This is a genomic window from Micromonospora sp. 067-2 (genome assembly GCF_046549295.1).
Taxonomy (GTDB): Bacteria; Actinomycetota; Actinomycetes; order Mycobacteriales; family Micromonosporaceae; genus Micromonospora.
Map to the genome: position 1 here is coordinate 83,895 of NZ_JAJPWB010000013.1, position 24,412 is coordinate 108,306.

General features: G+C 73.3%; 19 protein-coding genes. 9 read left to right on the forward strand and 10 right to left on the reverse strand.

Annotated features, from left to right (window positions below; translation table 11 throughout):
* The first annotated feature begins 7 nt into the window (after nt 1–7).
* Nucleotides 8–607, forward strand: coding sequence for a hypothetical protein (locus ACLJN9_RS28200; protein WP_410814657.1), 600 nt, complete (start codon nt 8–10; stop codon nt 605–607).
* A 3-nt stretch (nt 608–610) separates the two neighbouring features.
* Here ACLJN9_RS28200 and ACLJN9_RS28205 read toward each other — a convergent pair whose 3' ends face one another.
* Nucleotides 611–1,177, reverse strand: coding sequence for a hypothetical protein (locus ACLJN9_RS28205; RefSeq protein WP_410814783.1), 567 nt, complete (start codon nt 1,175–1,177; stop codon nt 611–613).
* 195 nt (nt 1,178–1,372) lie between these two features.
* Between ACLJN9_RS28205 and ACLJN9_RS28210 the strand changes: the two genes are divergently transcribed.
* Nucleotides 1,373–3,937 carry an FtsK/SpoIIIE domain-containing protein gene (locus ACLJN9_RS28210; RefSeq protein ID WP_410814659.1) on the forward strand — a complete coding sequence of 855 codons (2,565 nt, stop codon included), beginning with the start codon at nt 1,373–1,375 and terminating at the stop codon, nt 3,935–3,937.
* Nucleotides 3,938–3,968: 31 nt separating this feature from the next.
* A complete protein-coding gene (locus ACLJN9_RS28215) occupies nt 3,969–4,688 on the forward strand; it encodes a hypothetical protein (RefSeq protein ID WP_410814660.1) in 720 nt (239 codons plus the stop codon).
* Nucleotides 4,689–4,803: 115 nt separating this feature from the next.
* Here the strand turns inward: ACLJN9_RS28215 and folE are convergent, their stop codons facing one another.
* The 4 genes from folE to ACLJN9_RS28235 form a co-directional block, all read right to left on the reverse strand.
* A complete protein-coding gene (folE, locus tag ACLJN9_RS28220; protein WP_410814784.1) occupies nt 4,804–5,469 on the reverse strand; it encodes a GTP cyclohydrolase I FolE in 666 nt (221 codons plus the stop codon).
* Between the two features lie 35 nt (nt 5,470–5,504).
* Nucleotides 5,505–7,526: an ATP-dependent zinc metalloprotease FtsH gene (gene ftsH, locus ACLJN9_RS28225; RefSeq protein WP_410814661.1), complete on the reverse strand. Its 2,022-nt coding sequence runs from the start codon at nt 7,524–7,526 to the stop codon at nt 5,505–5,507.
* 495 nt (nt 7,527–8,021) lie between these two features.
* Nucleotides 8,022–8,597 carry a hypoxanthine phosphoribosyltransferase gene (gene hpt / locus ACLJN9_RS28230; protein WP_184179352.1) on the reverse strand — a complete coding sequence of 192 codons (576 nt, stop codon included), beginning with the start codon at nt 8,595–8,597 and terminating at the stop codon, nt 8,022–8,024.
* A gap of 100 nt (nt 8,598–8,697) precedes the next feature.
* A complete protein-coding gene (locus tag ACLJN9_RS28235) occupies nt 8,698–8,886 on the reverse strand; it encodes a hypothetical protein (protein ID WP_410814793.1) in 189 nt (62 codons plus the stop codon).
* A gap of 99 nt (nt 8,887–8,985) precedes the next feature.
* Between ACLJN9_RS28235 and ACLJN9_RS28240 the strand changes: the two genes are divergently transcribed.
* The gene (locus tag ACLJN9_RS28240; protein ID WP_410814662.1) at nt 8,986–9,948 is read left to right on the forward strand and encodes a GlxA family transcriptional regulator; all 963 of its coding nucleotides are present in this window, start codon (nt 8,986–8,988) and stop codon (nt 9,946–9,948) included.
* Between the two features lie 25 nt (nt 9,949–9,973).
* On the opposite strand, the gene tilS is transcribed toward ACLJN9_RS28240, so the two are convergent.
* The 3 genes from tilS to dacB all read right to left on the reverse strand — a co-directional run bounded on the left by tilS (nt 9,974) and on the right by dacB (nt 13,601).
* On the reverse strand, nt 9,974–10,966 hold the full coding sequence (tilS, locus tag ACLJN9_RS28245; protein ID WP_410814663.1) for a tRNA lysidine(34) synthetase TilS: 993 nt from the start codon (nt 10,964–10,966) through the stop codon (nt 9,974–9,976).
* 9 nt (nt 10,967–10,975) lie between these two features.
* Nucleotides 10,976–12,046, reverse strand: a complete 1,071-nt coding sequence (locus ACLJN9_RS28250; RefSeq protein ID WP_410814665.1) for a zinc-dependent metalloprotease — start codon at nt 12,044–12,046, stop codon at nt 10,976–10,978.
* Between the two features lie 106 nt (nt 12,047–12,152).
* A complete protein-coding gene (gene dacB / locus ACLJN9_RS28255) occupies nt 12,153–13,601 on the reverse strand; it encodes a D-alanyl-D-alanine carboxypeptidase/D-alanyl-D-alanine-endopeptidase (protein ID WP_410814785.1) in 1,449 nt (482 codons plus the stop codon).
* 564 nt (nt 13,602–14,165) lie between these two features.
* On the opposite strand from dacB, the gene ACLJN9_RS28260 reads away from it, so the two are divergent.
* On the forward strand, nt 14,166–14,672 hold the full coding sequence (locus tag ACLJN9_RS28260) for an inorganic diphosphatase (RefSeq protein WP_328421261.1): 507 nt from the start codon (nt 14,166–14,168) through the stop codon (nt 14,670–14,672).
* Nucleotides 14,673–14,706: 34 nt separating this feature from the next.
* Here the strand turns inward: ACLJN9_RS28260 and eccD are convergent, their stop codons facing one another.
* Entirely contained in the window at nt 14,707–16,110 is a 1,404-nt protein-coding gene (eccD, locus tag ACLJN9_RS28265; RefSeq protein ID WP_410814667.1) for a type VII secretion integral membrane protein EccD, read from the reverse strand.
* Nucleotides 16,111–16,211: 101 nt separating this feature from the next.
* Here eccD and eccCa point away from each other — a divergent pair, with 101 nt between their 5' ends.
* The 4 genes from eccCa to ACLJN9_RS28285 all read left to right on the forward strand — a co-directional run bounded on the left by eccCa (nt 16,212) and on the right by ACLJN9_RS28285 (nt 23,206).
* Nucleotides 16,212–20,204, forward strand: coding sequence for a type VII secretion protein EccCa (gene eccCa, locus ACLJN9_RS28270; protein WP_410814668.1), 3,993 nt, complete (start codon nt 16,212–16,214; stop codon nt 20,202–20,204).
* A gap of 73 nt (nt 20,205–20,277) precedes the next feature.
* Entirely contained in the window at nt 20,278–21,618 is a 1,341-nt protein-coding gene (gene mycP / locus ACLJN9_RS28275) for a type VII secretion-associated serine protease mycosin (protein WP_410814670.1), read from the forward strand.
* Nucleotides 21,619–21,673: 55 nt separating this feature from the next.
* Entirely contained in the window at nt 21,674–22,462 is a 789-nt protein-coding gene (locus ACLJN9_RS28280) for a phosphatase PAP2 family protein (RefSeq protein ID WP_410814671.1), read from the forward strand.
* A gap of 36 nt (nt 22,463–22,498) precedes the next feature.
* A complete protein-coding gene (locus ACLJN9_RS28285; protein WP_410814672.1) occupies nt 22,499–23,206 on the forward strand; it encodes a phosphatase PAP2 family protein in 708 nt (235 codons plus the stop codon).
* Between the two features lie 12 nt (nt 23,207–23,218).
* Here the strand turns inward: ACLJN9_RS28285 and ACLJN9_RS28290 are convergent, their stop codons facing one another.
* The gene (locus tag ACLJN9_RS28290; RefSeq protein ID WP_410814674.1) at nt 23,219–24,397 is read right to left on the reverse strand and encodes a MarP family serine protease; all 1,179 of its coding nucleotides are present in this window, start codon (nt 24,395–24,397) and stop codon (nt 23,219–23,221) included.
* Nucleotides 24,398–24,412: the final 15 nt, after the last annotated feature.

A 24,412-nucleotide genomic window follows, 5' to 3' on the forward strand; every position in this document is an offset into this window, starting at 1 on the left:
CGAAGGCATGAGCGGACCCCTGCCGGACCCGTTCGCCGACCAGCCTGACTGGGCGCCCCGGCCACCTCTGCCGCTGGCGATCATGCCCGCCACCGAGCGGGTGGAGTTGCGCGGACGGCGTGTGCTCGTCGGGCTGCCGGGACTGGGCTGGCGGGGCGACCTGCGCGCGGACGACCGGGTGGTGCAGGGCGCCCGGACCTACGTGCCGGTGATCCCCGAGCACGAGTGGTACCGGGCCGAGGCCGACCAGGTCGAGGTGTTCGCACCACTGATGCCGGTCGATCGGGTCTGGGTGGAGACAGTCGCCGACCGGCCGAACCAGGACGACACCCGAAGCACCGGGATACGACTGGTCTCGCTGGACGGCCCGGCTCACCGATCCCCCACACCGGTCTTCGAGGCGGACGCGGTCACCGGTCGCCGGGTGGTCCATGTCGACGGCGGCGTGGAGCATCGCGACCTACGCGCGGTCACCGAGACCTACTCGGGCGCCGAGGGAGACATCTGCGTCCGGATCACTCCCGAGGTGGAGTGGTACCGCTGGGCCTGGCGCGGCCAGTCGCCCACCACCCTGGAGGTCCCGGTCCATCTTCTGTGGATCGAGTAATAGTCAGCCGGCTCGCGTACCGCCACAAACTCGCCACCCATCATCGTCGTCGACAACGTTGAACACCCAGTTCTCTCGCCGGCTGCTCCTGGGGACGCCATCTGCAGAGCCGGCGATGGTAAGCGTCGTGCCCACGGACTCACCGTCGCCGGACGAACTTCTTGTCAGCGGACCCCAACTGACTCGCACGACCACATCAAATTTCGTCTCACGCTGCTCTACCTCAAGACGTAGGTCACGCATGGCCTGAAGCTCAGCAGCGCCGTCCTCACAGGTGAAGAGGCCAGCCCTCGTGTCGTCACGATCCACGAGGAAGGCGCGTAGGTAATTGTCGACCACCACGTCGGGCGCGCTGCGGTCAGGGGCGGCGGCCCGGCTGTATAGCACCAGTCCGGCGATGGTTCCGGCCACCATCAGCAGGGCGAGCACACCCCCGACCACGATGAGCGCGGTCCGCATCCGGCGGCGCGGCGGCTGCTGCGCCGGCGTGGCCGGGGCCGGCGGCAGTTGCTCGGACGGTGTCCGCTGGGCCGGTACGCGGGAGACCTGGGAACCGGCTGGGGGCTGCACTGATTCCACCTCCTGAAGTTATCGGCTGGACGCCCCGGAGCCAATGCCCCAGATCCAGCGGATCGTGACGGACCCCTCCCCATTGGTGAGATCCACGACAACACCGGCGCACCGCCGTGGCACCTCCCGGAGGTGCGGCCCTGGCTGGGATACCGTCTCTGATCGGGGAGGGGTTGCCAGCCTCGGGCGGAGGGGGTGGACGCGGTGGCCGGATCGAAGGCACGCACGAACCGCGCCGCAGCTCTGCACCGACGGGCGGCGGCTGTCGCGACCGCCGCCGCCGGCATCCTTGACGAGACACGACCCGCCCCGGCCGATCAGCGCCGCCAGTACGAGGTGGCGGACCGGCTGCGGGCCGCTGCGGCGCGGTTGGCTCCTGGCTGGTCGGGCGCTGCTATCGACTCGCTGACCGTGGATTCTCCGGCGGGCGACGGCCCTCCTGGCTTCGTCCGGGTCGGCACCGCGGCGCCGCTGGACGACGCCCGCTTTCCCGCGCTGGTGCCGTTTGTCGGCGCCGGGCATCTGTGCATCGACTCGGACGCCCGGGAGCCGCGGGTGGCGGGGCTGCTGCGGGCTGTGCTGCTGCGGTCACTGGGCGCCGCGCCGGCGGGTGCGCTGCTGGTCCGCGCGGTGGACGCCACCGGTGTCGTGCTCGTTGCGTTCGGGGCGCTGGCCGATGCCGGCCTGTTGCCACCGCCGGCGGTGGACGTGGCGGGTCTGCGCGCGGTGCTGACCGAGGCGGAGCAGTGGGTCACCCCGGGGGCGAGCGGGCCACGGCGGCATGACCGGACGTTGCTGCTGGTGGTCGCCGCGCTGCCGGAGCGGACCGGCCCCACCGACCTTGCCCGGCTCGAGGCGCTCGCCGAGCAGGGGCCGGCCGCCGGGCTGCACCTGGTGGTGGCCGGCTGGCCTACCGCCGGCCCGTACGCCGCCCGGGCGCCGCTGCCGCACGCCACGCCGTTGGCGCTGCGCAACGCGTACGCGCTGCTCGGTGACCCATCCGGTGCGTCCTTCTCCAGCCCTGGCGCTGATGCGCCGGGCGGGCTGAACTCACCGGTCTTCGTCGAGGCGGATCCACCGGCCGAACTGGTGGACGCGGTGTGTCGGCGGCTCGCCGCGCAGGTGGAGGCCGGCTCCCGGTTGGCCCTGGCGGATCTGCTGCCGCCGACGGGTGATCAGCTCTGGGCTTCGGATCCGGTGGACGGGTTGAGCACGACGGTCGGTGACGCCGGAGGCCGGCAGGTGTCGCTCGGCTTCACCGAGCTGACTCCGCACTGGCTCGTGAGTGGCCGGTCGGGTGCGGGGCGCGCGGCGTTCCTGACCACCGCTCTGCTCGGGCTGGCTGCCCGCTACGGCCCCGACGATCTGGCGTTCTACCTGGTGGATCTGGGCGATGGCGAGTCCTTCGTGGAGTTCCTGCAGACCGAGCGGGACCGGTCGTGGGTTCCGCAGGTGCGGGCGGCGGCGATGGCCGCGGACCGGGAGTACGTTCGTGACCTGCTCGACCAGTTGACGGCCGAGGTGCAGCGCCGCGCGGATGCCGGTGGACGCGCCGGCGGGCAGCGGTTCGCGGAGCTTCGGCAGCACCGTCCGCTGCCCAGGATCGTGTGTGTGGTGGACAATGTGCCGCTGCTCTTCGCCGAACGGGACCGGCTGGCCGCCGAGGTGGCCGCGCAGCTGGACGCCTTGGCGCGCACCGGCCGGGCGTACGGCGTACACCTGGTGCTGGCTGGCGCGGGCGAGTTGGGGCTGAGTGCCCGCGCGGACGCCGGGCACCGGGATTCGGTGTTGGGGCAGTTCCCGGTGCGGGTGGCGTTGCCGGGCGGCGGTCCGGTGCTGGAGCCGACGAACGACTCGGCGGCGGGTCTGCCGGTGGGCAGCGCGGTGGTGAACACCGCTGGCGGGCTCGGTGGCCCTCGGGGTGCGACCCGTGGTCACGAACGGCTGATTCGTCACCCTGACCCGCAGGACCACCCGGAGGTGGTGGAGCGGCTGCGGCAGGAACTGTGGACGGCCCGGCCGGCCGGGTCGGTGCCTCCGGTGGTCTTCGCCGGCTATGCCCGGCCGCTGCTGGGCAACGACCCGCGGCACCGGACGGCGTTGGCCGGGCAGGCGCACGGGCCTGCGGCTCTGCTCGGCAGGGCGGTGGACGTGGCCCGTTCGACGGTCACCGTTGCGCTGGGTCCGGCTGCCGGTCGCAACCTCGCGGTGCTGGGGTCGGGCCCGGCGGCGGGCGGCCTGTTGGCGACGGCGGCCCGGAGCACGGCCGGCCACCACGAGCCGGGCACGGCCCGGTTCCTGGTGGCGGCACCGGATCCGGGTGCCAGGGTGCTGGCGGAGGAGTTGACGACGGAGCTGGCCGCCCGCCATCCGGCCACCACCATGGTTGACCTGCCGACGCTGCTCGCAGATCCGGGTGCGGAGCTGCCCACGTACCTGGTGGTTTTCGGATTGGACCGGCCGGGGCCTCGGGAGCTGCCGGTGGACCGCCTGCGCGCACTGCTGCGGGACGGACCGCCGGCGGGTCGGCACCTGCTGGGCTGGTGGCGGGCGGTGCCGCCGTTCGCCGCGCTGCTGGAGCCGGACGGCGAGGTGGGCAAGCTTGCCGCCGTGGCCGCGCTGGACGTGCCGGCGGCCCAGCTCAGCGCGGTCTTCGGCCGGCCGGTGGAATGGCGGTCCCGGCCCGATCGCGCGGTGCTCTGGGATGGCCCCGATGAGCGGGGGACGGTCCTGGTGCCGTTCGCCGACGGGGTCGGGTGATCCGGTGGTGCGTGCTGCGGGAGGTGTCGGCGTGGGTCCGAACGCGACGGTGACCGGGCCGGGGCGGCAGCGGGCCGCCGAGCCGGGCGGGGACGTCGCGCCGGCCGGCCCGGAGGCCACCACGGCCTGGTCGGAGTATCTCGCCGCCGCCCGCCAGCTGGACGGGGTACGCCGCGGCGCTTCGGCCGCCGCCGGCGAGCAGGCCCGCTCGGCGGAGGCCGCCCGGGAGGAGCTGACGGTTGTTCGCACCGGGCTGGCGAGTCAGCAGGAGCGGCTGCGTGAGCTGGGCGTACCGGCGATCTCGCTGGTGCCGTCGCCGCCGGAGCTGACCGAGGCGGCCCGGTCGATGGCGGGTGGTCCGGCGGCCGTGCTGGCGGCGCTGCGCGGCGCGCGGGGCCGCGCCGAGGCGGCGGACGCGGCGCTGGCGGCACGTGGTCGGCTCCGGCCGGCGTCCTGGCCCGCACGGACCCGCAATCTGCTGGTGTACGGGCCGTTGGCGCTGCTGGTGCCGCTGATCCAGGTCGTGGTGTACGCGGCGACCGGCGCGGACGCGCTGAGTGTGGCGGCGTTGATCTGCGGGCTGCCGATGCCGGCGGCCGCCTTCGTCGCCGGTTGGGTGGGCATCGGGCGGGTGTTCCGGGCCGGTCCCGGCGAACGGTTGGACCGCACGGTGCGCTTTGGTGCGCTGGTCTGCCTGGTCCCGGCGGTGCTTGTCACGGCCGGCCTTCTGCTGGCACTGCTGGCTGACTGACCCGCCACGCCGAGGGCCCCGGCGGCCGGGGAGATACGAGTAAGGGCCGCGACGATGACGAGAACGGTCGGCCGTCCCGGAAGGGGTCGGCCGACCGTTCGCGCGTTCGGGGTCGTCAGCGGGGAATGATGAGCGCCATCGCCTCGGCCCGCGACTTGGCGTCGTTCTGCAGGGTGCCGCGCACGGCTGACGTGATCGTCCTGGCACCCGACTTCTGGATGCCCCGCATCGCCATGCACATGTGCTCGCACTCCAGCACGACCACGACGCCGCGCGGTGAGAGCTTGCTCATCAGCAGGTCGGCGACCTGGGAGGTGAGCCGTTCCTGCACCTGCGGCCGGCGGGCGAAGACCTCGACCAGCCGGGCCAGCTTGGACAGGCCGGTGATCCGCCCGTCCGGCCCGGGGATGTAACCGATGTGCGCGCTGCCGCGGAACGGCAGCAGGTGATGCTCACAGAGGCTCATCACGTCGATGTCCCGGACGATCACCAGCTCTTCGTGGTTGGCCTCGAAGGTGGTGCTGAGCACCTGGGCCGGGTCGACCCGCAGGCCGGCGAAGAGCTCGGCGTACGCCCGGGCGACCCGGGCCGGGGTCTGCTGGAGGCCGTCACGGTCCGGGTCCTCGCCGACCGCGATGAGGATCTCCCGGACAGCCCTCTCGATCCGGGCGAGGTCGACAGCGTCCTCGACCGGCCTGCCGGTCAACCTGCCGCTGATCAGCCGGGCGGCCACGTAGTCCAACCCGTCGTCACCGTCGGGCTCGGTTGCGGAGACGGCCAGCTCCCGTTGCGGGGAGCTGGCCGTCGAGTCGCTGCTCAGTGCGTACCGTCCGAGTTGTTCGACCCGGTGGAACCGCCGCCGACCGCCGCCTGGGCGCCGTCGGCCTGGGCCTGCGCCTTGAGCTTGTCCTTCTCCGAAGGGGTGAGCACGGGCGGCTCGGTGGAGGGCTGGCGCTTGCCGAAGCCGTTGTACGGCGCCAGCGGCGGGCGCTTGACCACCCGGGCACAGATCCGGGCCATGTCGGCGGTGGAGAGGGTCTCCTTCTCCATCAGCTCGAGCACGATGCTGTCCAGGACGTCCCGGTACTCGACCAGGATCTCCCAGGCCTCGTCGTGCGCCAGCTCGACCAGTGCCCGCATCTCGCCGTCGATCTCGGCGGCCACCGAGTCCGAGTAGTCCCGCTCGTGGCCCATGTTGCGGCCGAGGAACGGCTCGTCCCCGCTGGTGCCGTACTTGATGGCGCCGAGCTTGGAGCTCATGCCGTACTGCGTGATCATCGCGCGGGCCAGTTGGGTGGCCTTCTCGATGTCGTTGCCGGCGCCCGTGGTCGGCTCGTGGAAGACCAGCTCCTCGGCGGCCCGACCACCCAGCGCGTACGCCAGGGTGTCGATCATCTCGGCGCGGGTCTGGGTGTACTTGTCCTCGGTGGGGAGCACCAGGGTGTGGCCCAGCGAGCGGCCACGGGACAGGATCGTCACCTTGTGCACCGGCGCGGCGTGCGGCAGCGCCCAGGCGACCAGCGCGTGCCCACCCTCGTGGTACGCGGTGATCTTCTTCTCCTGGTTGCTCATCACCCGGGTCCGCCGCTGCGGGCCGGCGACCACCCGGTCGATCGACTCTTCCAGCGAGTCGTTGCTGATCGCCCGCTGCTCCTTGCGAGCGGTGAGCAGGGCCGACTCGTTGATCACGTTGGCCAGGTCGGCGCCGCTGAAGCCCGGCGTACGACGGGCCACCGCGTCGAGGTCGACGTCGGGCGCGAACGGCTTGCCCTTGGCGTGCACCCGCAGGATGGCCTTGCGGCCCTCCATGTCGGGGGCGTCCACCGGGATCTGCCGGTCGAACCGGCCCGGGCGCAGCAGCGCCGGGTCGAGGATGTCCGGCCGGTTGGTGGCCGCGATCAGGATGACCCCGCCCTTGGTGTCGAAGCCGTCCATCTCGACGAGCAGCTGGTTGAGCGTCTGCTCCCGCTCGTCGTGGCCGCCACCCATGCCGGCACCACGGTGCCGGCCGACGGCGTCGATCTCGTCGACGAAGACGATCGCCGGGGCGTTGGTCTTGGCCTGCTCGAACAGGTCACGGACCCGGCTGGCGCCGACGCCGACGAACATCTCCACGAAGTCGGAGCCGGAGATGGAGTAGAAGGGCACCCCGGCCTCGCCGGCGACCGCGCGGGCCAGCAGCGTCTTGCCGGTGCCGGGCGGGCCGAACAGCAGCACGCCCTTCGGGATCTTGGCGCCCAGGGCTTGATACTTCGCAGGGTTCTGCAGGAAGTCCTTGATCTCGTACAGCTCTTCGACGGCCTCCTCGGCACCCGCGACGTCCGCGAAGGTCGTCTTCGGAGTGTCCTTGGTGATCATCTTCGCCTTGGACTTGCCGAAGTTGAGCACCCGGGAGCCGCCGCCCTGCATCTGCGACATGAAGAACAGCAGCAGGAGCACGAGCAGCGCGATCGGCAGCAGGTTGACCAGCAGACTCACCCAGATGCTGTCCGACGAGACCTTGGCGTCGGCCGGGCCGGTGACCCGGTTGGCAGCCTTGGCGTCCAGCACCTCGTTCCAGACCTCGTCGCCCACCTGGTACGGGAACTGGGCCTCGATCTTGTTGGTGGTGGTCTTGCCGAACTTCGTCTTCTGGGCCAGGTCGAGCTGGAGCGTCTGCTCCTTGTCCTGGAAGACGACTTTATTGATCTTGGCGGTGTGCAGCTGGTCGAGCGCAACGGAAGTGTCCACGCGGTGGTAGCTGGGACCAGCGGTGAACAGCTGACTGAGCACAACGGCGCCGAGGATGACCAGGATGATCCAGACCACCGGTCGGCGGAAGAAACGCGTACGTTCCATACTGTTGTCGAGCGCCAGAGCGCCCGCATCCTCCTGATCGACGTCCTGACCGTCTGATGGGGTCGCCGCGATGAGCGACGGCCGGAGCCGCCGTGCGGGCCGGCCTCGACCCCGAAGCGCGGAAACTGCCGCGCCGCGGTCATTCGACGGTACACCGTGTACGCGAGGAGTGAGCTTGCGAGCCCCGCAGTCGTACACCCGTCAAAAAACCGTGTACGCGAGGAGTGAGCTTGCGATCCCCGCAGTCGTACACCCGTCGAAAGAACCGTTGAACGTACGGCGGGTCCGGGTAGAAGCCGGCGTGGCGGGAAGTCCGGCTCGGCCACCCGAACGCCCGGTCAAGCGGTCGAGGGGTCGAGCGCGGAGGAATCTCCACGCCACCGGGCTCCACGGTAGCCGCAACAGCTGAGAGCGCGCTGAACGTCGGCTTGACGGGTACCAACGCGAGTTGACCTCACATCGCCACCGCTCGAACCCGGCGTGGGCCGGTCCTGATCAGCTGCGCGCGTACACCTCGGGCTTGAGCACCCCGACGTACGGCAGCTCGCGGTATCGCTCACCGAAGTCCAGGCCGTACCCGACCACGAACTCGGTCGGGATGTCGAAGCCGACGTACTTCACCGCGACGGGCACCTTGACCGCGTCCGGCTTGCGGAACAGCGCGACCACCTCGACGCTCGCCGCCGAGCGGGACTCCAGGTAGCGCAGCAGCCAGGAGAGTGTCAGCCCGGAGTCGACGATGTCCTCGACGACCACCACGTGCCGGCCGGCGATGTCCCGGTCCAGGTCCTTGAGGATGCGCACCACACCGGAGGAGGTGGTGCCCTGGCCGTACGAGGAGATGGCCATGAAGTCGAGTTCGGCCGGGGGGCCGTTGCGGCCCAGCGCCCGGGCGAAGTCCGCCATGAACATCACCGCACCCTTGAGCACGCAGACCAGCAGCAGTCCGTCACCCACGTGGGCGTAGTCGGCGGAGACCTGCTTGGCCAGCTCCGCCGTCTTCTCGCGGATCTGCGCCTCGGAGATGATCACGTGGTCGATGTCGGCGTCGTACCAGGAGCCGTCAGCCATGACTCCTAGCCTGCCGTACGTCTGATGGCCTCCGTCGGCGGGGCCGCACCTTTTGGCGCGGTCCCGCCCGGGATTTTCACCGCAAAAACCACCAAACACATCAGCAGGTACGCGACCGCCAGCGGCGGCCGTCGTCGCTTGGCTTCCAGTCGGCCGAATCGTGACTGTCGGTGGTGAGACCGGCCGCCGAGGCGGCGACGAGCAGGACGAGGAACACGAGGAAGAGCAGGAACTCCATGGCGGCGCTCGCTTTCGCATGATTGCTGTCGGTTTCGCCGCCGGTGCGCACCGGACTGAGACCAGTCTGCGACGACTCGCGCCGACCGGACAGTGGCAGTGATGCCAGTGAGCATCGATTTACTGCCACCTGTCGGGTTACCCTCGTCACATGCTTCGATCCGTCGCCGTTCTCGCCCTCGACCAGGTCGCCGCCTTCGAGCTCGGGGTGCTCGCCGAGGTGTTCGGCACCGACCGGACGGCCGACGGCTTCCCCGGTTACCGCTTCCACGTGTGCAGCCCGGACGGCGCGTCCGTGCGCACCTCGTCCGGCTTCCACCTCACGCCGCACGCCGACCTCGGCCCGGTGGAGGACGCCGATCTGGTGGCCATACCCGCGCACGCCCAGGCCGACGCCGTCCCGGGCCCGGTGCTCGACGCGCTGCGCCGGGCCGACGCGCGCGGCGCGCACCTGTTCAGCGTCTGCTCCGGCGCCTTCGTGCTCGGCGCGGCCGGGCTGCTCGACGGCCGGGAGTGCACCACCCACTGGCGGCACGTGGACGAGTTGCAGAGCCGCTATCCGCAGGCCCGGGTGCGCTGCAACTCGCTATACGTCCAGGATGGCCGCCTGCTCACCAGCGCCGGCACCGCGGCCGGCATCGACGCCTGCCTGCACCTGGTCCGTCAGGAGCACGGCTCGGCCACCGCGACCCGGCTGGCCCGGCGGATGGTGGTCCCACCGCACCGCGACGGCGGCCAGTCGCAGTACGTCGAGGCACCCATCCCCAGGGCGCCGGAGGCACCCACCCTGGAGCCGGTGCTGGAGTGGCTGATGGGGCACCTGGACCGGACCGTCACGGTGGAGGAGTTGGCGGCGCGGGCCGGCATGGCCCCACGGACGTTCGCCCGCCGGTTCCGCGCCGAGACCGGCACCACCCCGCACGACTGGCTCACCAACCAGCGGGTGCTGCTCGCCCGACGGCTGCTGGAGGAGACGCCGCTCAGTGTGGAGGCCGTCGCCGACCAGGCCGGCTTCGGCGACGCGGCGGCGCTGCGCCACCACTTCAGTCGCCGGGTCGGCGCCACTCCGCACGGCTACCGGACCACCTTCCGGGACCGGGCGCACAGCGGCTGAGACAGCCGGCGCGCCGCGCCACCCCTCAGCCCGAGGGAACGGGGGCGAGCCGGTCGTCGCGGCGGAGCACCCGAACACCACCGGGCAGATCGACCGGGCCCTGACCGTGCCACCCGGTGACCAGCGCGTCCAGCGCGGCGACGTGCCCGAACGACAGGGCTCCCGGACGGGCGCCCAGCTCACGCGCCCAGGAGTGCAGCACCCGGCCGCGTACCGCGGGGGCCAGGCCGAACAGTTCCGGCACCGACAGCCCGCCACCGGGATGCCGGGCCGCCGCCAGAGCCGTCTCCGCCAACCCGTCCAGGACGGCGTTGTCGGCCGCCACCAACCGGGCGGTACGCGCCAGGTTGTCCAGCACCCCCGGCCCGAGCGCCCCCACCAGCGCCGGCAGCACGTCGGCCCGTACGCGGGACCGGGCGTACGACGGGTCGGTGTTGTGCGGGTCCTCCCAGGCGCTCAGCCCGAGCACGGCGCAGGCGGCGCGGGTCTGGTCCCGGTCGACCGTCAGCAGCGGGCGCAGCAGCGTCACCCCGGCCACCGTCCGGCCGACGGGCATCCCGGCGAGCCCACGGGGGCCCGACCCTCGGGCGAGCGCGAGCAGCACGGTTTCGGCCTGGTCGTCACGGGTGTGCCCGGTCAGAACCGCGACGGCGCCGTGCTGCCGGGCGACCTCGGTCACCGCCTGGTAGCGGGCCTCCCGCGCGGCTGCCTCGGGCCCACCGGCCCGCCCGGACACCTCCACCCGGGACACCACCACCGGCGTGAACCCGGCGTCCCGAGCCCAGCCGGCCACCGCCTCCGCGCGCTGCGCGGAGCCGGTCTGCAGGCCATGGTCGACGGTTACCAGGCCGGGCGTCCGGCCCAGCCGGGGCGCCACGAACGCGGTGGCCGCCGCCAGGGCGAGTGAGTCGGCACCACCGGAACAGGCGACCAGTACCGGGCCGCCGGACGGCAGGCCGGCCAGCGCGCGGCGGACCGCCACCCGGATCGCGGCCACCGGCGGGGCGAGCGCGGCCACCGCGGACGGTCAGCCGGCAGCCGGAACGGTGCCGGCCGGACCGTGCACGCGGGCCACCCAGGCGTCCGGGTCGCCGAGCTCCGACAGCCGGGGCAGGGTGAGTGGAGAGTTGAAGATCGCGTTGAGCCCGGGCATGCCGACGCGCTCGACCACGCCGTGCACGAACGTGCGCCCCTCGGCGTACTGGCGCATCTTGACGTCCACACCGAGCAGCCGGCGGATCGCCCTCTCCAGCGGGTTGCCCGCCTCACGGCGGCGGTTGAACGACGCCCGGATCCGCTCGACGCTCGGAATCACCCGCGGGCCGACGCCGTCCATGACGAACTCGGCGTGCCCCTCCAGCAGGGTCATCAACGCGGTGAGCCGGTCCAGGACCGCCCGCTGCGCCGGAGTCTGCACGATGTCCAGCACGCTCGTCCGGCTCTCCGGGTCACGGACCGCGTCGGACAGGGTGGCCACCCCCCGCCGCAACCGCTCGACCAGGTGCTCGCCGCCGCTGGACGAGGCGTCCACGAATGCCTGCACCTCGCCCAGGAAGTAGCCCCGCATCCACGGCACCGCGGTGAACTGGGTCCGGTGGGTCACCTCGTGCAGGCAGACCCAGAGCCGGAAGTCGCGCGGGTCGGCGCCGAGCTTCCGCTCCACCTCGACGATGTTCGGAGCGACAAGCAGCAACTGTCCCGGGTCGGCGGAGAAGACCTCGTACTGGCCGAGCACCCGGCCGGAGAGGTACGCCAGCACGGTGCCGGCCTGCACACCGGTCAGCCGGGACCCGATCGCCTCGGTCAGTGCGCCCGGTGGCTTGTCGCCGGAGAGCCGGCTGACCAGCGGGGTGATCACCTCGCGCAGCCCGGCGATGTTGGTGGCGGCCCAGTCTCGGCGGTCGACCACCCGGACCGGCGGGTGCGACACCTGCGCCCGCAGCCCCGTGTAGTCGGCCACGTGCCCGGCCGCCTCGTCGGTGAGCCGACGCAGGTCGCCGACCACGTCGGTGGCCTCGGTGTACGACACCCGAGGGCCCGACTTGCTCAACGCCCCCGCGGTGGCGGCGGCCAGATCCCAGTCCACGAACTGCGCCATGGACCCACCGTACCCGCGCCGCGACACCCCGACCCGGGCTCGCGTCGCCGACCGACGACGACCCGGACCCCGTGGCCGATCGCGAGCGCTGCGCGGACGGCGGCGGTCAGCGACAGCCGCAGCCGGCCAGTGCGGCGGCGATCCGGTCCAGCGCCGGTTGCGCGGTGTCCGTACCGCCGGGCACGTCATCGGTGAGCACCGCGAAGGTCAGCAACCGGCCGTCGGCCGTGGTCACCAGACCGGCGATGGCGTGCACGCCGGTCAGCGTGCCGGTCTTGGCCCGTACGGCACCCGCTCCCGCGGCGGTCCCGGGAGCCCCTCGGTAGCGGTCGTCCAGCGTGCCGGACCAGCCGCCCACCGGGAGGCCACCGAAGATGCCGGCCAGCTCCGGATGGTCCGGGCTGGCGGCCAGCCGGATCAGGTCGGTCAGCAGCGACGGGCTGATCCGGTTGCGGTAGGACAGCCCGCTGCCGTCGGAGAGGGTGATCTCTTCGGCGGGCAGACCCAGCTTGGCCACCTCGGCGTCCATCGCGGCGGCGGCGCCGTCGAACGAGGCCGGCTGGTTGCTGGCCAGCGCGACCTGGCGGGCCAGCGTCTCGGCCAACAGGTTGTCGCTCTCGTTGATCATGATGTCGACCAGCTTGATCAGCGGCGGGGACTGCACGACGCCCAACTCGCTGCCGGGCGCCGTGGTGCCGCCACCAGCGGCGGCGACCGGGGCCGCGCCGCGCTTGACGGCGCCCGCCGGTACGCCGAGCAGCCGCGCGAACGACCGGCCGGCTGTCAGGTCCGGCTCGGCGACGCGCTCGGCACCGCCGCGCTCGGCGCCCGGGTCCGCACGCGCGCCGTCGGTCATCAGGGCGGTCACCGCCCCGCCGTACCCGTCGGTGGGGGTGTCGTCCTTCCAGCCGGGACCGTAGAGCGGACCCGAGTAGGCCGAGCCGTCGACGATCACGCTGGTGGGAGCGGTGCCGCCCAGTGCGGTGCGCACCTGGGCGGCCAGGTCACTGAGGCGCGCCGCGCCCGGGTAGTAACTCTTCTTGTCGACCGCGAGAGTGGCGTCGCCGCCACCGACGATCACGACCTCGCCGGACTTCGCGCCGGCCACCGCCCGGGTGGGGATCCGGTAACCGGGCCCCCGGGCGGCCAGCACGGTCACCCCGGTGGCCAGCTTCGTCACCGAGGCGGGCACCGTCCCGTTGTCCGCACCCTTGCCGTACAGCGTCTGGCCGGAGGTCACGTCGGCCACCGAGATGTTCACCCGGCCGCCCAGGGCGGCGGCCCCGACCAGCGGGTCCAGGGCGGCCCGTACCCCGGCGGGGGTGGGCAGCGGGGCGTTCGGGTCCGGGCCGGCCAGCACGTCCGACGGGTCGGGCTCGGGGGTGGTGCCGGCGGCGGCCGGCGTGGGCCCGGCGTCGTCGCCCAGCCAGCCGGCGACCGGGCCGGGCCGGGTCACGAAGACCCCGACACCGGCGAGCACCAGCAGCAGCACCAGGGTCAGCACCAGCGGAAGCCGCCGACGACGGAACGCGGCGGGCGCGGGCTGCGGCGCGATGGGCGGCTCGGCGCCGGCCGGCGCCGGCAGCGCGGAGATGGGCGGCCCCAGCGGTGCGACGCCGGCCGGGACCCGAGCGGTCGGTCCGTTGCCGAACGGCGGGCCGCCCGGTGCCGGGCTCGACGGGACCACCGCCCTCCCGCTCAGTGGGGCACCGGTGGGCCGACCACCGCCGGCAGCCGGGTAGCGACCGCTGTTCGCACCGGCGGGCGACGGCCCCGCTGGCGGGCGCCAGGGCAGCGGAGGGGGGCGTTCGGGCACCGTCTCCGGCGCCGGGGGCGACGGCTCGGGTGACCGCGGGACGTGGGCGTCGGGCACCGGAACCCGTCCGGTGGCGCCGCCGGAGCCGGATCGTCCGGTACCGCGCGCGTCGCCCCCGTCCGGGCGGTAGTGTGAATCTTCCCTCCCCACGACCCCCTCCTCCCGCAGTCAAAATCGGCTTGGGTGACACTACTTCGGTCCGAAGACTATGCGGCGGCCGGAGTTGGCGGGTGGGCTTCACCTGTCCCGGGAGGCCGCCAGTGGTTTCCGTTAGCCAGCGTGGGCAGACGAGGGAGCGTGCAGATGGATTTCGACGTGACGGTTGAGATCCCGAAGGGTCACCGGAACAAGTACGAGGTGGACCACGCGACCGGCCGGATCCGGCTGGACCGCACCCTCTTCACGTCCACCCAGTACCCGGCCGACTACGGGTTCATCGAGGGCACGCTGGGCGAGGACGGCGATCCGCTGGACGCTCTCGTGCTGGTGCCCGAGCCGACCTTCCCCGGCTGCCTCATCCGCTGCCGCACCATCGGCATGTTCCGGATGACGGACGAAAAGGGTGGCGACGACAAGGTGCTCTGCGTGCCCTACGAGGACCCGCGCCAGGAGCACCTGCGTGACATCCACCACCTGGGCGAGTTCGACCGGCTGGAGATCCAGCACTTCTTCGAGGTGTACAAGGACCTGGAGCCCGGCAAGTCGGTGGAGGGCGCGACCTGGGTCGGCCGCACCGAGGCCGAGGCCGAGATCCACGCCTCCTACCAGCGGGCCAGGGACGCCGAGGCACGCGGCGAAGCTGCCCACTGACGACGATCACTGACGCACCGGGCCCGGGAGCCGCTCAACCGAGCAGCCCCCGGGCCCGGTCGTACAGGTCGAGCACCGCGCAGGCCACCGGCACCACGGCGACCACCAGTGCCGTGTCGGTGACATCCGCGAGCCGGCCCACGTACGGCGAGACCGGCCGACGGGCGTACCCGGTGCCGGCCGCGACGGCCACCAGGGCCAGCGCCGCCCCTCCGAGGACCAGCGCCAGCCGCCCGGTGTCGTCGGCCCGGCCGACCAGCACCGCGCCCAGGATCGCGTAACCGGCCAGCCCGGCGAGCACGGTCGGCACCCGGTGCCGCAGCGCCACGAACAGCCGCGATCGCAGCAGCAGCACCGCCGAGGCCACCGCCACCAGCACGCGGCCAGCTGTTCCGCCGGCCACCCCGAGCACCGTCGCCGTGCCCACCACCAGCAGCGCGTGCCCGAGCAGCATCCCGGTGAGCATCTCCTCCGTGCGGGTCACCGCCGCGTGCACCCGACCCCGGTCCGGCAGGTCCCGGGCCCGCTCCGGCTCCGCGGCGGGCTCGGCGGCCGGCAGGGTGATCGGCGGCAACGGCAACTTGCCCAACCGGATGGCCAGCAGTGGGATCACCCCGACGGCGAACACCAGCGCGCTGATCAGCACCGCCGCGGTGCCGGCCGAGGTCAGCAGCAGCCCCCCGAGCGCCGCGCCGACGCCGACCAGGCCGACCGTGACGCCGGCCACGAAGACCCGTAGCCGGCTGGCCACCCCGAGCAGCCCGAGCAGCGCGACCAGCAGCAGCGCCACCGAACCGGCCAGCAGTTCCGGAGCGCCGACCCAGCGCGCCGGGCCGAACGGCCCGACGGGATCGCCCGAGCCGACCGCGAGGGCGCCGGCGACGAACGCGTACGGCAGGGCGTAGCCGCCGAGAGTCGCCCCGGCCGTACCGTCGCCGTTGGCTCGGGACGCGACCGTGCCGGCCACGGTGAGCAGCAGCGCCACCACGGCCGCTGCCAGCCAGCCACCCCGATGCGCAGGGCCGCCGGTGAGCAGGGCGAACAGGCCGACGGCGAGCGGCACTCCGGCGCCGGCCAGGCCCGCCGCCCGGGTGGCGGTGGGCGACCAGGCCCCGCCCCGGCGACGGGCTCCGTCGGCGATGGCCTCCACCACGTCGTCGTACTCCAGCTCGGGCCAGTGGGCGCGGGCCGGCACCAGGTGCAGCACCTCGCCGTCGCGGACCCCCTGTGGCAGGAGCGCCTGGGCGGTCGCCAACAGCGCGCCGTCGGTACGCCGCAGCACCCAACCGCCGTGTCGCTCGCCGTCGTCGGCCAGCCCCTCACCGGCATGCCGGAGCACGTCGGGCAGCAGCTCGGCGAGGGGCACCTGCTCCGGCAGAGCGACGTCCACCCGTCGTTGCGGCGCGCTGATGGTGACGCGGGCCAGTCCGGTTGTCATCGACTGATCTCCATATCGAGGGGGATCGGAGGCTGCGCGGACGACAGGACTTTACCTACCATGAGCCAGGCTCGGGTTACCCAGCGCTGTCAGGAGGCCGAGTGTCCACCGTCGTCATCAAACGTCCGCCCCGCCGGTCGGCACCGGAGATCCCCGCCGGCGACCTGCCGGTCGAGGCACCGCCGGAGATCCCCGTGGTGACCGGCGGGCGGTGGCAGCAGGTGCTCATGCTGCTGCCCATGCTCGGCGGCACGGTGGCCATGGCGATGATGTTCGGCCGCGGCGGTGGCGCCTACTCGTACGTGGTGGGCGGCATGTTCGGCCTCTCCTCGTTGGCGATGCTGGTGACCTCCTGGGGCAGCGCCTCGGGCACGCCGAAGAAGTCCGAGATGATGGCCGCCCGCCGGGAGTACCTGCGCCACCTGGCCACGCTGCGCCGGCGGGTCCGGCAGACGGCCGGGCAGCAGCGGGCCGGGCTCTACTACCGACACCCCGACCCGGGCCGACTGTGGTCGACGGTGGACAGCCACCGCGTGTGGGAGCGACGACCCGCCGACCCGGACTTCGCGGTGGTGCGGGTCGCCGTCGGACCGCAGACGCTGGCCACCCCGCTCGTTCCCCCGGTCACCCGGCCACTGGAGGAGCTGGAGCCGATGACCGCCGGCGCGCTGCGGCGCTTCCTGGACGCGTACTCCGTGGTTCCGGACCTGCCGGTGGCGCTGTCGCTGCGCAGCTTCGCCCGGGTGCACGTGCGCAGCGCCGGCCGCACCGGCCCGACCACCGGCGGGCCACCCACCGGCGGGCCACCCACCGGCGACCCGGCGGCCCAGGCCCTGGTGCGGGCCGTGCTGACCCAACTGGCCGTCTTCCATGCCCCGGACGAGCTGCTGGTCGCGATCTGCGCCGGCCCGGAACGGCGGGCCGGCTGGGAGTGGGTGAAGTGGCTTCCGCACGCCCACCACCCGGCCCGCACCGACGCGCTCGGCCCGGTACGGCTGGTCACCAGCTCCGCGGCCGAGCTGGAACGACTGCTGGGCGACGTGCTGGGCAGCCGATCCCGGTTCAGTCCGGCGGGACCGGCAACCGACGGCCCGCACGTGGTGGTGGTCCTCGACGGTGGCGACCTGACCGGCGCCACCGACCTGACCGGCGACGGCGGCATCGACGCGGTCACCGTCCTGGACCTGGACACCCCGCCGCCGCGCCTGCTCGACCGGTACGCGCTGCTCCTGGAGCTGCGCGGCCGGCTGCTGCACTCCTGGTCGGTCGAGGGGCACGCCGAGGTGGGCAGCGCCGACCAGCTCGACCCCGCCGACGCAGAGGCGGTCGCCCGACGACTGGCGCCGCTGCGCCTGGCCGGCGCGGCGCGCGGCCCGGACGCCCCACTGCAGGCCGAGCTGGGCCTGCCCGAACTGCTCGGCCTCGGTGACCCGGAGAGCTTCACCGCCGAGCAGGGCTGGATGCCGCGCTCGGCGCGGGACCGGCTGCGGGTGCCGATCGGGGTGGGCGCCGACGGCGGGGCCATCGAACTGGACCTCAAGGAGTCCGCCCAGGACGGGATGGGCCCACACGGCCTGCTCATCGGGGCCACCGGCTCCGGAAAATCCGAGTTGCTGCGTACGCTCGTGCTCGGGCTGGCCGCCACACACAGCTCCGAGCAGCTCAACTTCGTGCTGGTCGACTTCAAGGGCGGCGCCACCTTCGCCTCGTTCGACCGGCTGCCGCACACCGCCGCGGTGATCACCAACCTGGCCGACGCGCTGCCCCTGGTCGACCGGATGGTCGACGCGATCAACGGGGAACTCGTCCGCCGGCAGGAGCTGCTGCGGCGGGCCGGCAACTTCGCCAGCGTGCGCGACTACGAGCGCGCCCGGGCGGCCGGCAGCCCGCTGGCCCCCCTGCCGTCGCTGCTGCTGATCTGCGACGAGTTCTCCGAGCTGCTCTCCGCCAAGCCCGACTTCATCGACCTGTTCGTGCAGATCGGCCGGCTCGGGCGATCACTGGGCGTCCACCTGCTGCTCGCCAGCCAGCGCCTGGAGGAGGGACGGCTTCGAGGGCTGGACACCCACCTGTCGTACCGGATCGGGCTGCGGACCTTCTCCGCCCTGGAGTCGCGCACCGTGCTCGGGGTGCCCGACGCGCACGAGCTGCCCCGGTCGCCGGGCCACGGCTACCTGCGCGCCGGCACCGACCCGCTGGCCCGGTTCAAGGCCGCGTACGTCTCCGGCGCGGTCCACCGACGGGCTGCGGCGGCCGGGGCGACCGCCGGTGGCGGTGCCCGCCTGCTCACCTTCACCACCCACCTCGTGCCGGTGGTCGAGCCGACCACGCCGCCCGTGCCCGTCGTGACCGACGAGGACGGTGGCCGGGCGACCCTGCTCGACCTGCTGGTCGACCGGCTCGTCGGGCAGGGCCCGCCAGCGCACCAGGTCTGGCTTCCGCCGCTCGGTCAGCCGCCCGCCCTGGACGAGCTGCTCGGCCCGGTCGAGGTCGACCCGACGCGCGGGCTCACCGTGGGCAACCCCGAGCTGCACGGCGCGCTCGGGGTGCCGGTGGCGGTGGTGGACCGGCCGCTGGAGCAGCGCCGGGACCTGCTCTGGCTGGCGCTGGACGGCGCGGCCGGGCACGTGGCGGTGGTCGGTGCACCGCAGAGTGGCAAGTCCACCGCGCTGCGCACGTTGGTCTGCGCCCTCGCGCTCACCCACACGCCGGCCGAGGTGCAGGTCTACTGCCTCGACTTCGGCGGCGGCGGGTTGGCCGCGCTGCGCGACCTGCCGCACGTCGGCGGGGTGACCGGCCGCGCCGATCCGACCGCCGTGCGGCGCACCGTCGGTGAGATGACCACCCTGCTGACCGACCGGGAACGCCGATTCGCCGAACTGGGGGTGGAGTCGATGGCCGCGTACCGGCAGCGCCGGGCAGCGGTGGGGGCTGCCGGCCAGCCGGGCGCCGAGAAGTACGGCGACGTGTTCCTTGTCATCGACGGGTGGAGCACGGTGCGCGGCGAGTACGACGACCTGGAGCCCCTGGTCACCGACCTGGCCACCCGTGGCCTGTCGTACGGGCTGCACGTGGTCGCCACGGCACTGCGCTGGCTGGATTTCCGTCCGGCGATCCGGGACCTGTTCGGCTCCCGGTTGGAGCTGCGCCTCGGCGACCCGGCCGACTCGCTGGTGGCGCGGCGGGCGGCCGCGAACGTGCCGGAGCGCTCCGGTCGAGGGGTGACGGCGGAGGGCCTGCACTTCCTCACCGCGCTGCCTCAGCTCGCCACCGCCAGCGGGGACACCGCCGACCTGGTCAAGCGGGTCGCCGGCAGCTGGGGAGGTTCCGTTGCGCCCCGGGTCCGGCTGCTGCCGCCGGTGCTGCCGTACGCCGAACTGGATCTCGCCGCGACGACCGGGCTGCGGCTGCCGATCGGAATCGCCGAGGCGGACCTGCGCCCGGTGCTCCTCGACTTCGCGACCGAGCCGCACTTCGTGGTCTTCGGGGACTCGGAGTGCGGCAAGTCGTCGTTCCTGCGGGCGCTGGCCACCTCGATCATCACACGGTTCACCCCGGAACAGGCCCGGGTGATCCTGGTCGACTACCGACGCAGCCTGCTCGGCGCCATCGAGTCGCCACACCTGATCGGTTACGGCACCGCCGCGGCGCACACCGCCGACCTGGTCGAGTCGGCCGTCGGCTACCTGGAGCGGAGGGCTCCGGGGCCGGAGGTCACTCCGCAGCAGCTGCGCGACCGGTCCTGGTGGTCCGGGCCGGAGCTGTTCGTGCTGGTGGACGACTACGACCTGGTTGCGGCCGGGCCGGCAAACCCGTTGCGGGCGCTGGAGGAGCACCTGCCGCACGCCCGGGACGTCGGGCTGCACCTGGTGCTGGCCCGCCGCTCGGGCGGGGCGGGCCGGGCCCAGTACGAGCCGATCGTGCAGCGCCTGCGGGAGCTCTCCACCGCTGGGCTCGTGATGGCGGGCAGCCCGGAGGAGGGCGCACTCGTCGGCCCGGTCCGGCCGGGACCGCTGCCACCGGGGCGTGGTCGGCTGGTCACACGGCGGGAGGGTGTACGCCTCGTCCAGCTCGCCCAACTGCCGCCGCCGTGACTGTCTCCGCGGTTTCTGCCGTGACGGGTGGGGAAACCGGTAATCTCCGATCGTCATGGTTCTGTCGGGATGAATGGCTGAGGATGTGACTGGGGTTCGGCACAGCTGTCCGGCGGCGGCCCGACGGGCGACCGGCCGGTTCGTGGTCGGTGTGGCGGCAGCGCTCGCCGTCGTGGCTCCGGCCGCAGCTGCCGCGCCCGTCGCCGTGCCCGCCGCAGGCGGACAGATCGCGGCCGTGCCTGTCGCGTTCGCCCCCGGCGACACCGTGGCCCGCAGCGATGAGGCCCGCGACGAACAGTGGCAGCTCGACGAGCTACGCGCCGAGACGGCGTGGCGCACCTCGACCGGGCGGGGCGTGACCGTCGCCGTGGTCGACTCCGGGGTGGACGCCAACCATCCCGACCTGACCGGCCAGGTGCTGCCCGGTCTCGACCTGGTGGACCCCGACGGCGGCTCCGGCCCGGATCCGGTGGGGCACGGCACCACCGTCGCGGGCCTGATCGCCGGGCGCAGGGACGACAAGCGGGGTGTGGTCGGCCTGGCCCCGGACGCCCGGATCCTGCCGGTACGCGTCCTCGACGACGAGAACCGCTACGACGACGCGCTGATCGTGGCCCGGGGAGTGCGCTGGGCGGTCGACCACGGCGCCCGCGTGATCAACCTGTCGTTGGGCGGCAGCGGCGACAGCCCGGCCCTGGCGGCGGCTCTGGACTACGCGTTCGCCCGCGACGTGGTGGTGGTCGCCTGCACGGGCAACCTGGCCACCTCCAGCAGCTCGAAGGTCTGGTATCCGGCCCGGGAGCCGGGCGTGATCGCGGTCGCCGGCCTGGAACGCAGCAGCGACAACCTCTGGTCCGGCTCGATCACCGGGCGGGCGACGGTGCTTGCCGCCCCGGCGACCGGGCTGGTGGGCGCCAAACCGCCGACCGGGTACTGGCGGGTGCAGGGCACGAGCTTCGCCGCGCCGCTGGTGACCGCCACCGCCGCGTTGGTCCGGTCCCGCTACCCCACGATGCCCGCCGGTGAGGTGGTCAACCGGTTGCTGGCCACCGCCCGTGACCTGGGCCCGACCGGGCGGGACGATCGCTTCGGGTACGGAATGGTGGACCCGGTGGCGGCGCTGACCGCACAGGTGACGCCGGTGACCGTCAACCCGTTGGACGACCAGAGGTCTCCGGGCGTGGTCGGCTTCGGCCCCGCCCCCGGCTCCGCCGACGACGACCCGGTGGCCGGCGCCGGCAGCGACCCGCTCGGTCTCACCGCGCCCCGCCAGCAGACCCGATGGACGGCTCGCGCGGCGGGCGGGCAGGACGAGTCGGCCCCGGAGCAGCTCTTCACCGAGGCCGCGCTCCTCGTTGCCCTGATCACCGGCGCGGCGTTGGTGGTGCGGCGGTTCCGCCAGCGCGCCCGCTGATCAGCGTCGGCGCCCGCAGGCCTGACCGCGCCGCGGGTGGGGTAGAACCCTTCGCATGAGCACGCCCGGCCAGCGCACCCTGGCACCCGCCGACCAGTCGTCCTGGCGGCGGCGCCTCGACCCGGACCACTCGCTGGGCCTGCGGCTGACCCTGGCCGCCACGGCGGCGTTTCTGGTGCTGGTGCCGTTCGCTCTGCTCACACTGCTGGTGCTCGGTGCCTGGGCACCGCTGCACCGGCTGGACGCGACGATCACCGAGACGCTGCACGGGCACGCGCTCGACCATCCGGCCTGGGTCACGCTGATGCGGATCTGGACCGAGGTGTTCGGGCCGATGCCGTTGCGGGCCGTCGCCCTGCTGGTGGTGATCTGGCTGCTGCGTCGGGGCGCCCGCCGCCTGGCCTTCTGGGTGACCACCACGATGGTGGTGGGCGGTTCGATCGGTCCGCTGCTGAAGCTGCTCGTCGGCCGGGACCGGCCGGAGCTGCTCGATCCGGTCGCCCGGGCGGCCGGCTACTCGTTCCCCTCCGGGCACGCGCTGAACGCCACCCTGGCCGCCGGGGTGCTGCTGCTGGTGTTTCTGCCGTACGCGGACCGGGGGGCGTGGCGGATCGTGCTCTGGGTAGCCGCGGTGCTGCTCACCGTGGCGACCGGGTTGAGCCGGGTGGCTCTCGGCGTGCACTTCGCCAGCGATGTGCTCGGCGGTTGGCTGCTCGGTACGGCGGTGGTCGCGGCGACCGCGGCCGCCTTCACCAGTTGGCGGGCGCACACCGGCCTACCGGCCGTTCGGCCCAGCCGTGACGGCGTCGCGCCGGAGGTCGAACGGCACCCCGGAGCGGCCTGAGGCGTGCCGACGACCACGACCGGGTACTGGCCGGCCATGACCGAGACCGTGGTCCAGATCGTCCGGCGGGTGCTGCTGCCGGTCTCCCTCCTGCTCGGCGTCATGGTGCTGCTCGGGGTGCTGGTCACTCGGGTGTTCGCCCGCACGTGGCCGTTCACCGTGGAGGACGCGGTGAACCGGGAACTCGCCGGAGACCGGACGGCCGGTTGGAACAACGTGTCGCTGGTGTTCAGCACGATGGCCAGCACACAGATGATCATCGTGGTCACCGTGCTGGCGGCGCTGACGCTGCGGCTCTGGTTGAAGCGCTGGCGGGAGCCGCTGTTCCTCTGCGCGGCGGTGATCGCCCAGGCCCTGGTGTTCCTGCTGACCACGCTGGCGATCGACCGGCGGCGGCCGGCGGTGGAGCACATGGACGTCTCGCCGCCGACGTCCAGCTTCCCGTCCGGGCACACCTCGGCCGCGGTGGCGCTCTACGTCGGCATCGCGGTGCTGCTGGCGCTGCAGACGCGGAGCACCGGGGCAAGGGTGGCCTGGTGGACGCTCCTGCTGGTGGTGCCGTTGGGCGTGGCCCTGACCCGGATGTACCGCGGGATGCACCACCCCAGCGACGTGCTGGCGTCCTTCCTCAACGGCGGCACCTGCGTGGTGATCATGGCGCGCAGTGTGCTCGATCGTGGGGTGCGGTGGGGACGGACGAAGCTGCCCGCCGGCAGCAGGCGCCCCGTGCCGGCCCGGAGCTGACCCGGACGGCGGTCAGGTGCACTCGCCGGTGCCCACGCCCCTGGTGCGTTCGGCGCCGGCCAGCGCCACCGGGCGCGCCTCGGCCGCGGTGACCGCGAAGCCGGTGTTCGGGTCGTCGGCCGCCGCCGCGAAGATGACCCCGAGCACCAGGCCGTTACTGGAGACCAGCGGCCCGCCGGAGTTGCCACTGCGGACCAGCGCCCGGATGGTGTAGATCTCGCGGCTGACGTCACCGGAGGAGTAGATGTCCGGTCCCTTGATCCGGTCGACGTCACGGACCCGCGCCGACTGCGCGTTGTACGGGCCGTCGAGCGGGAAACCGAGCACGATGGCGTCCGAGCCGCTGCCCGCGTTGCCGGCGGCGAAGCGCAGCGACGGGCCGGGCATCCCGGGCACGTGCAGCACGGCCAGGTCGCGGTCCGGGTCGTAGACCACCACCTGACCGTCATACCGCTCGCCGCCGAGTTCCACCGCCACCGAGCGGGTGCCGGCGACCACGTGTGCGTTGGTCATCACCCGGTCGTCGGCGTACACGAAGCCGGAGCCCTCGATCCGGCGCGAGCAGCTGGGCGCCGAGCCGAGCACCTTGACCACCGACCGTTGGCCGTTGACCACCACCTGGGAGCCGGCCAGCGCGGGGTCGGGCGGCTCGACCTGCCGAGCCCGGGTGGGTGCGAGGTCACCGAAGACATCCGGAAAGCCGTTGGTGTCGACGGTGTCCCGCAGCGCGGTGGAGAGCTGCTGGGCCTGGTCCGGCAGGACCCGGTCCACCACTGTGATCAGCGCGCTGTTGCGCACCGACGCGGCCAGCCAGGGCAGCGACGACGAGCCGAGCGGCACGGCGACCAGCCAGGCGACCAGCAGTACCGCGAAGAGCGAGACGAGCGCCCCGCCGACGTCGTCGACCCGCCTGCCCACCTCACTGGTGATCGTCTTGCGGAGGTGCGAGCCGAGCCAACCGGCCAGCGCCTGACCGACCACGGCCAGCCCGAAGACCACGACCAACGAGATCAGCACCCGGGTGCCGCTGTCCACGAACTGCCGGGCGAGCAGCGGCCCCAGCTGGAGGCCCAGCAACGCGCCCAGGAAGAAACCGGAGAACGACAGGATTCCGGTGACGAAGCCCTGGCGGTATCCGCTGATCGCGAACACGAGCATGAGCAGCAGAAGGACGAGATCCACGGCGGACACTCCCCAAGCGTACGG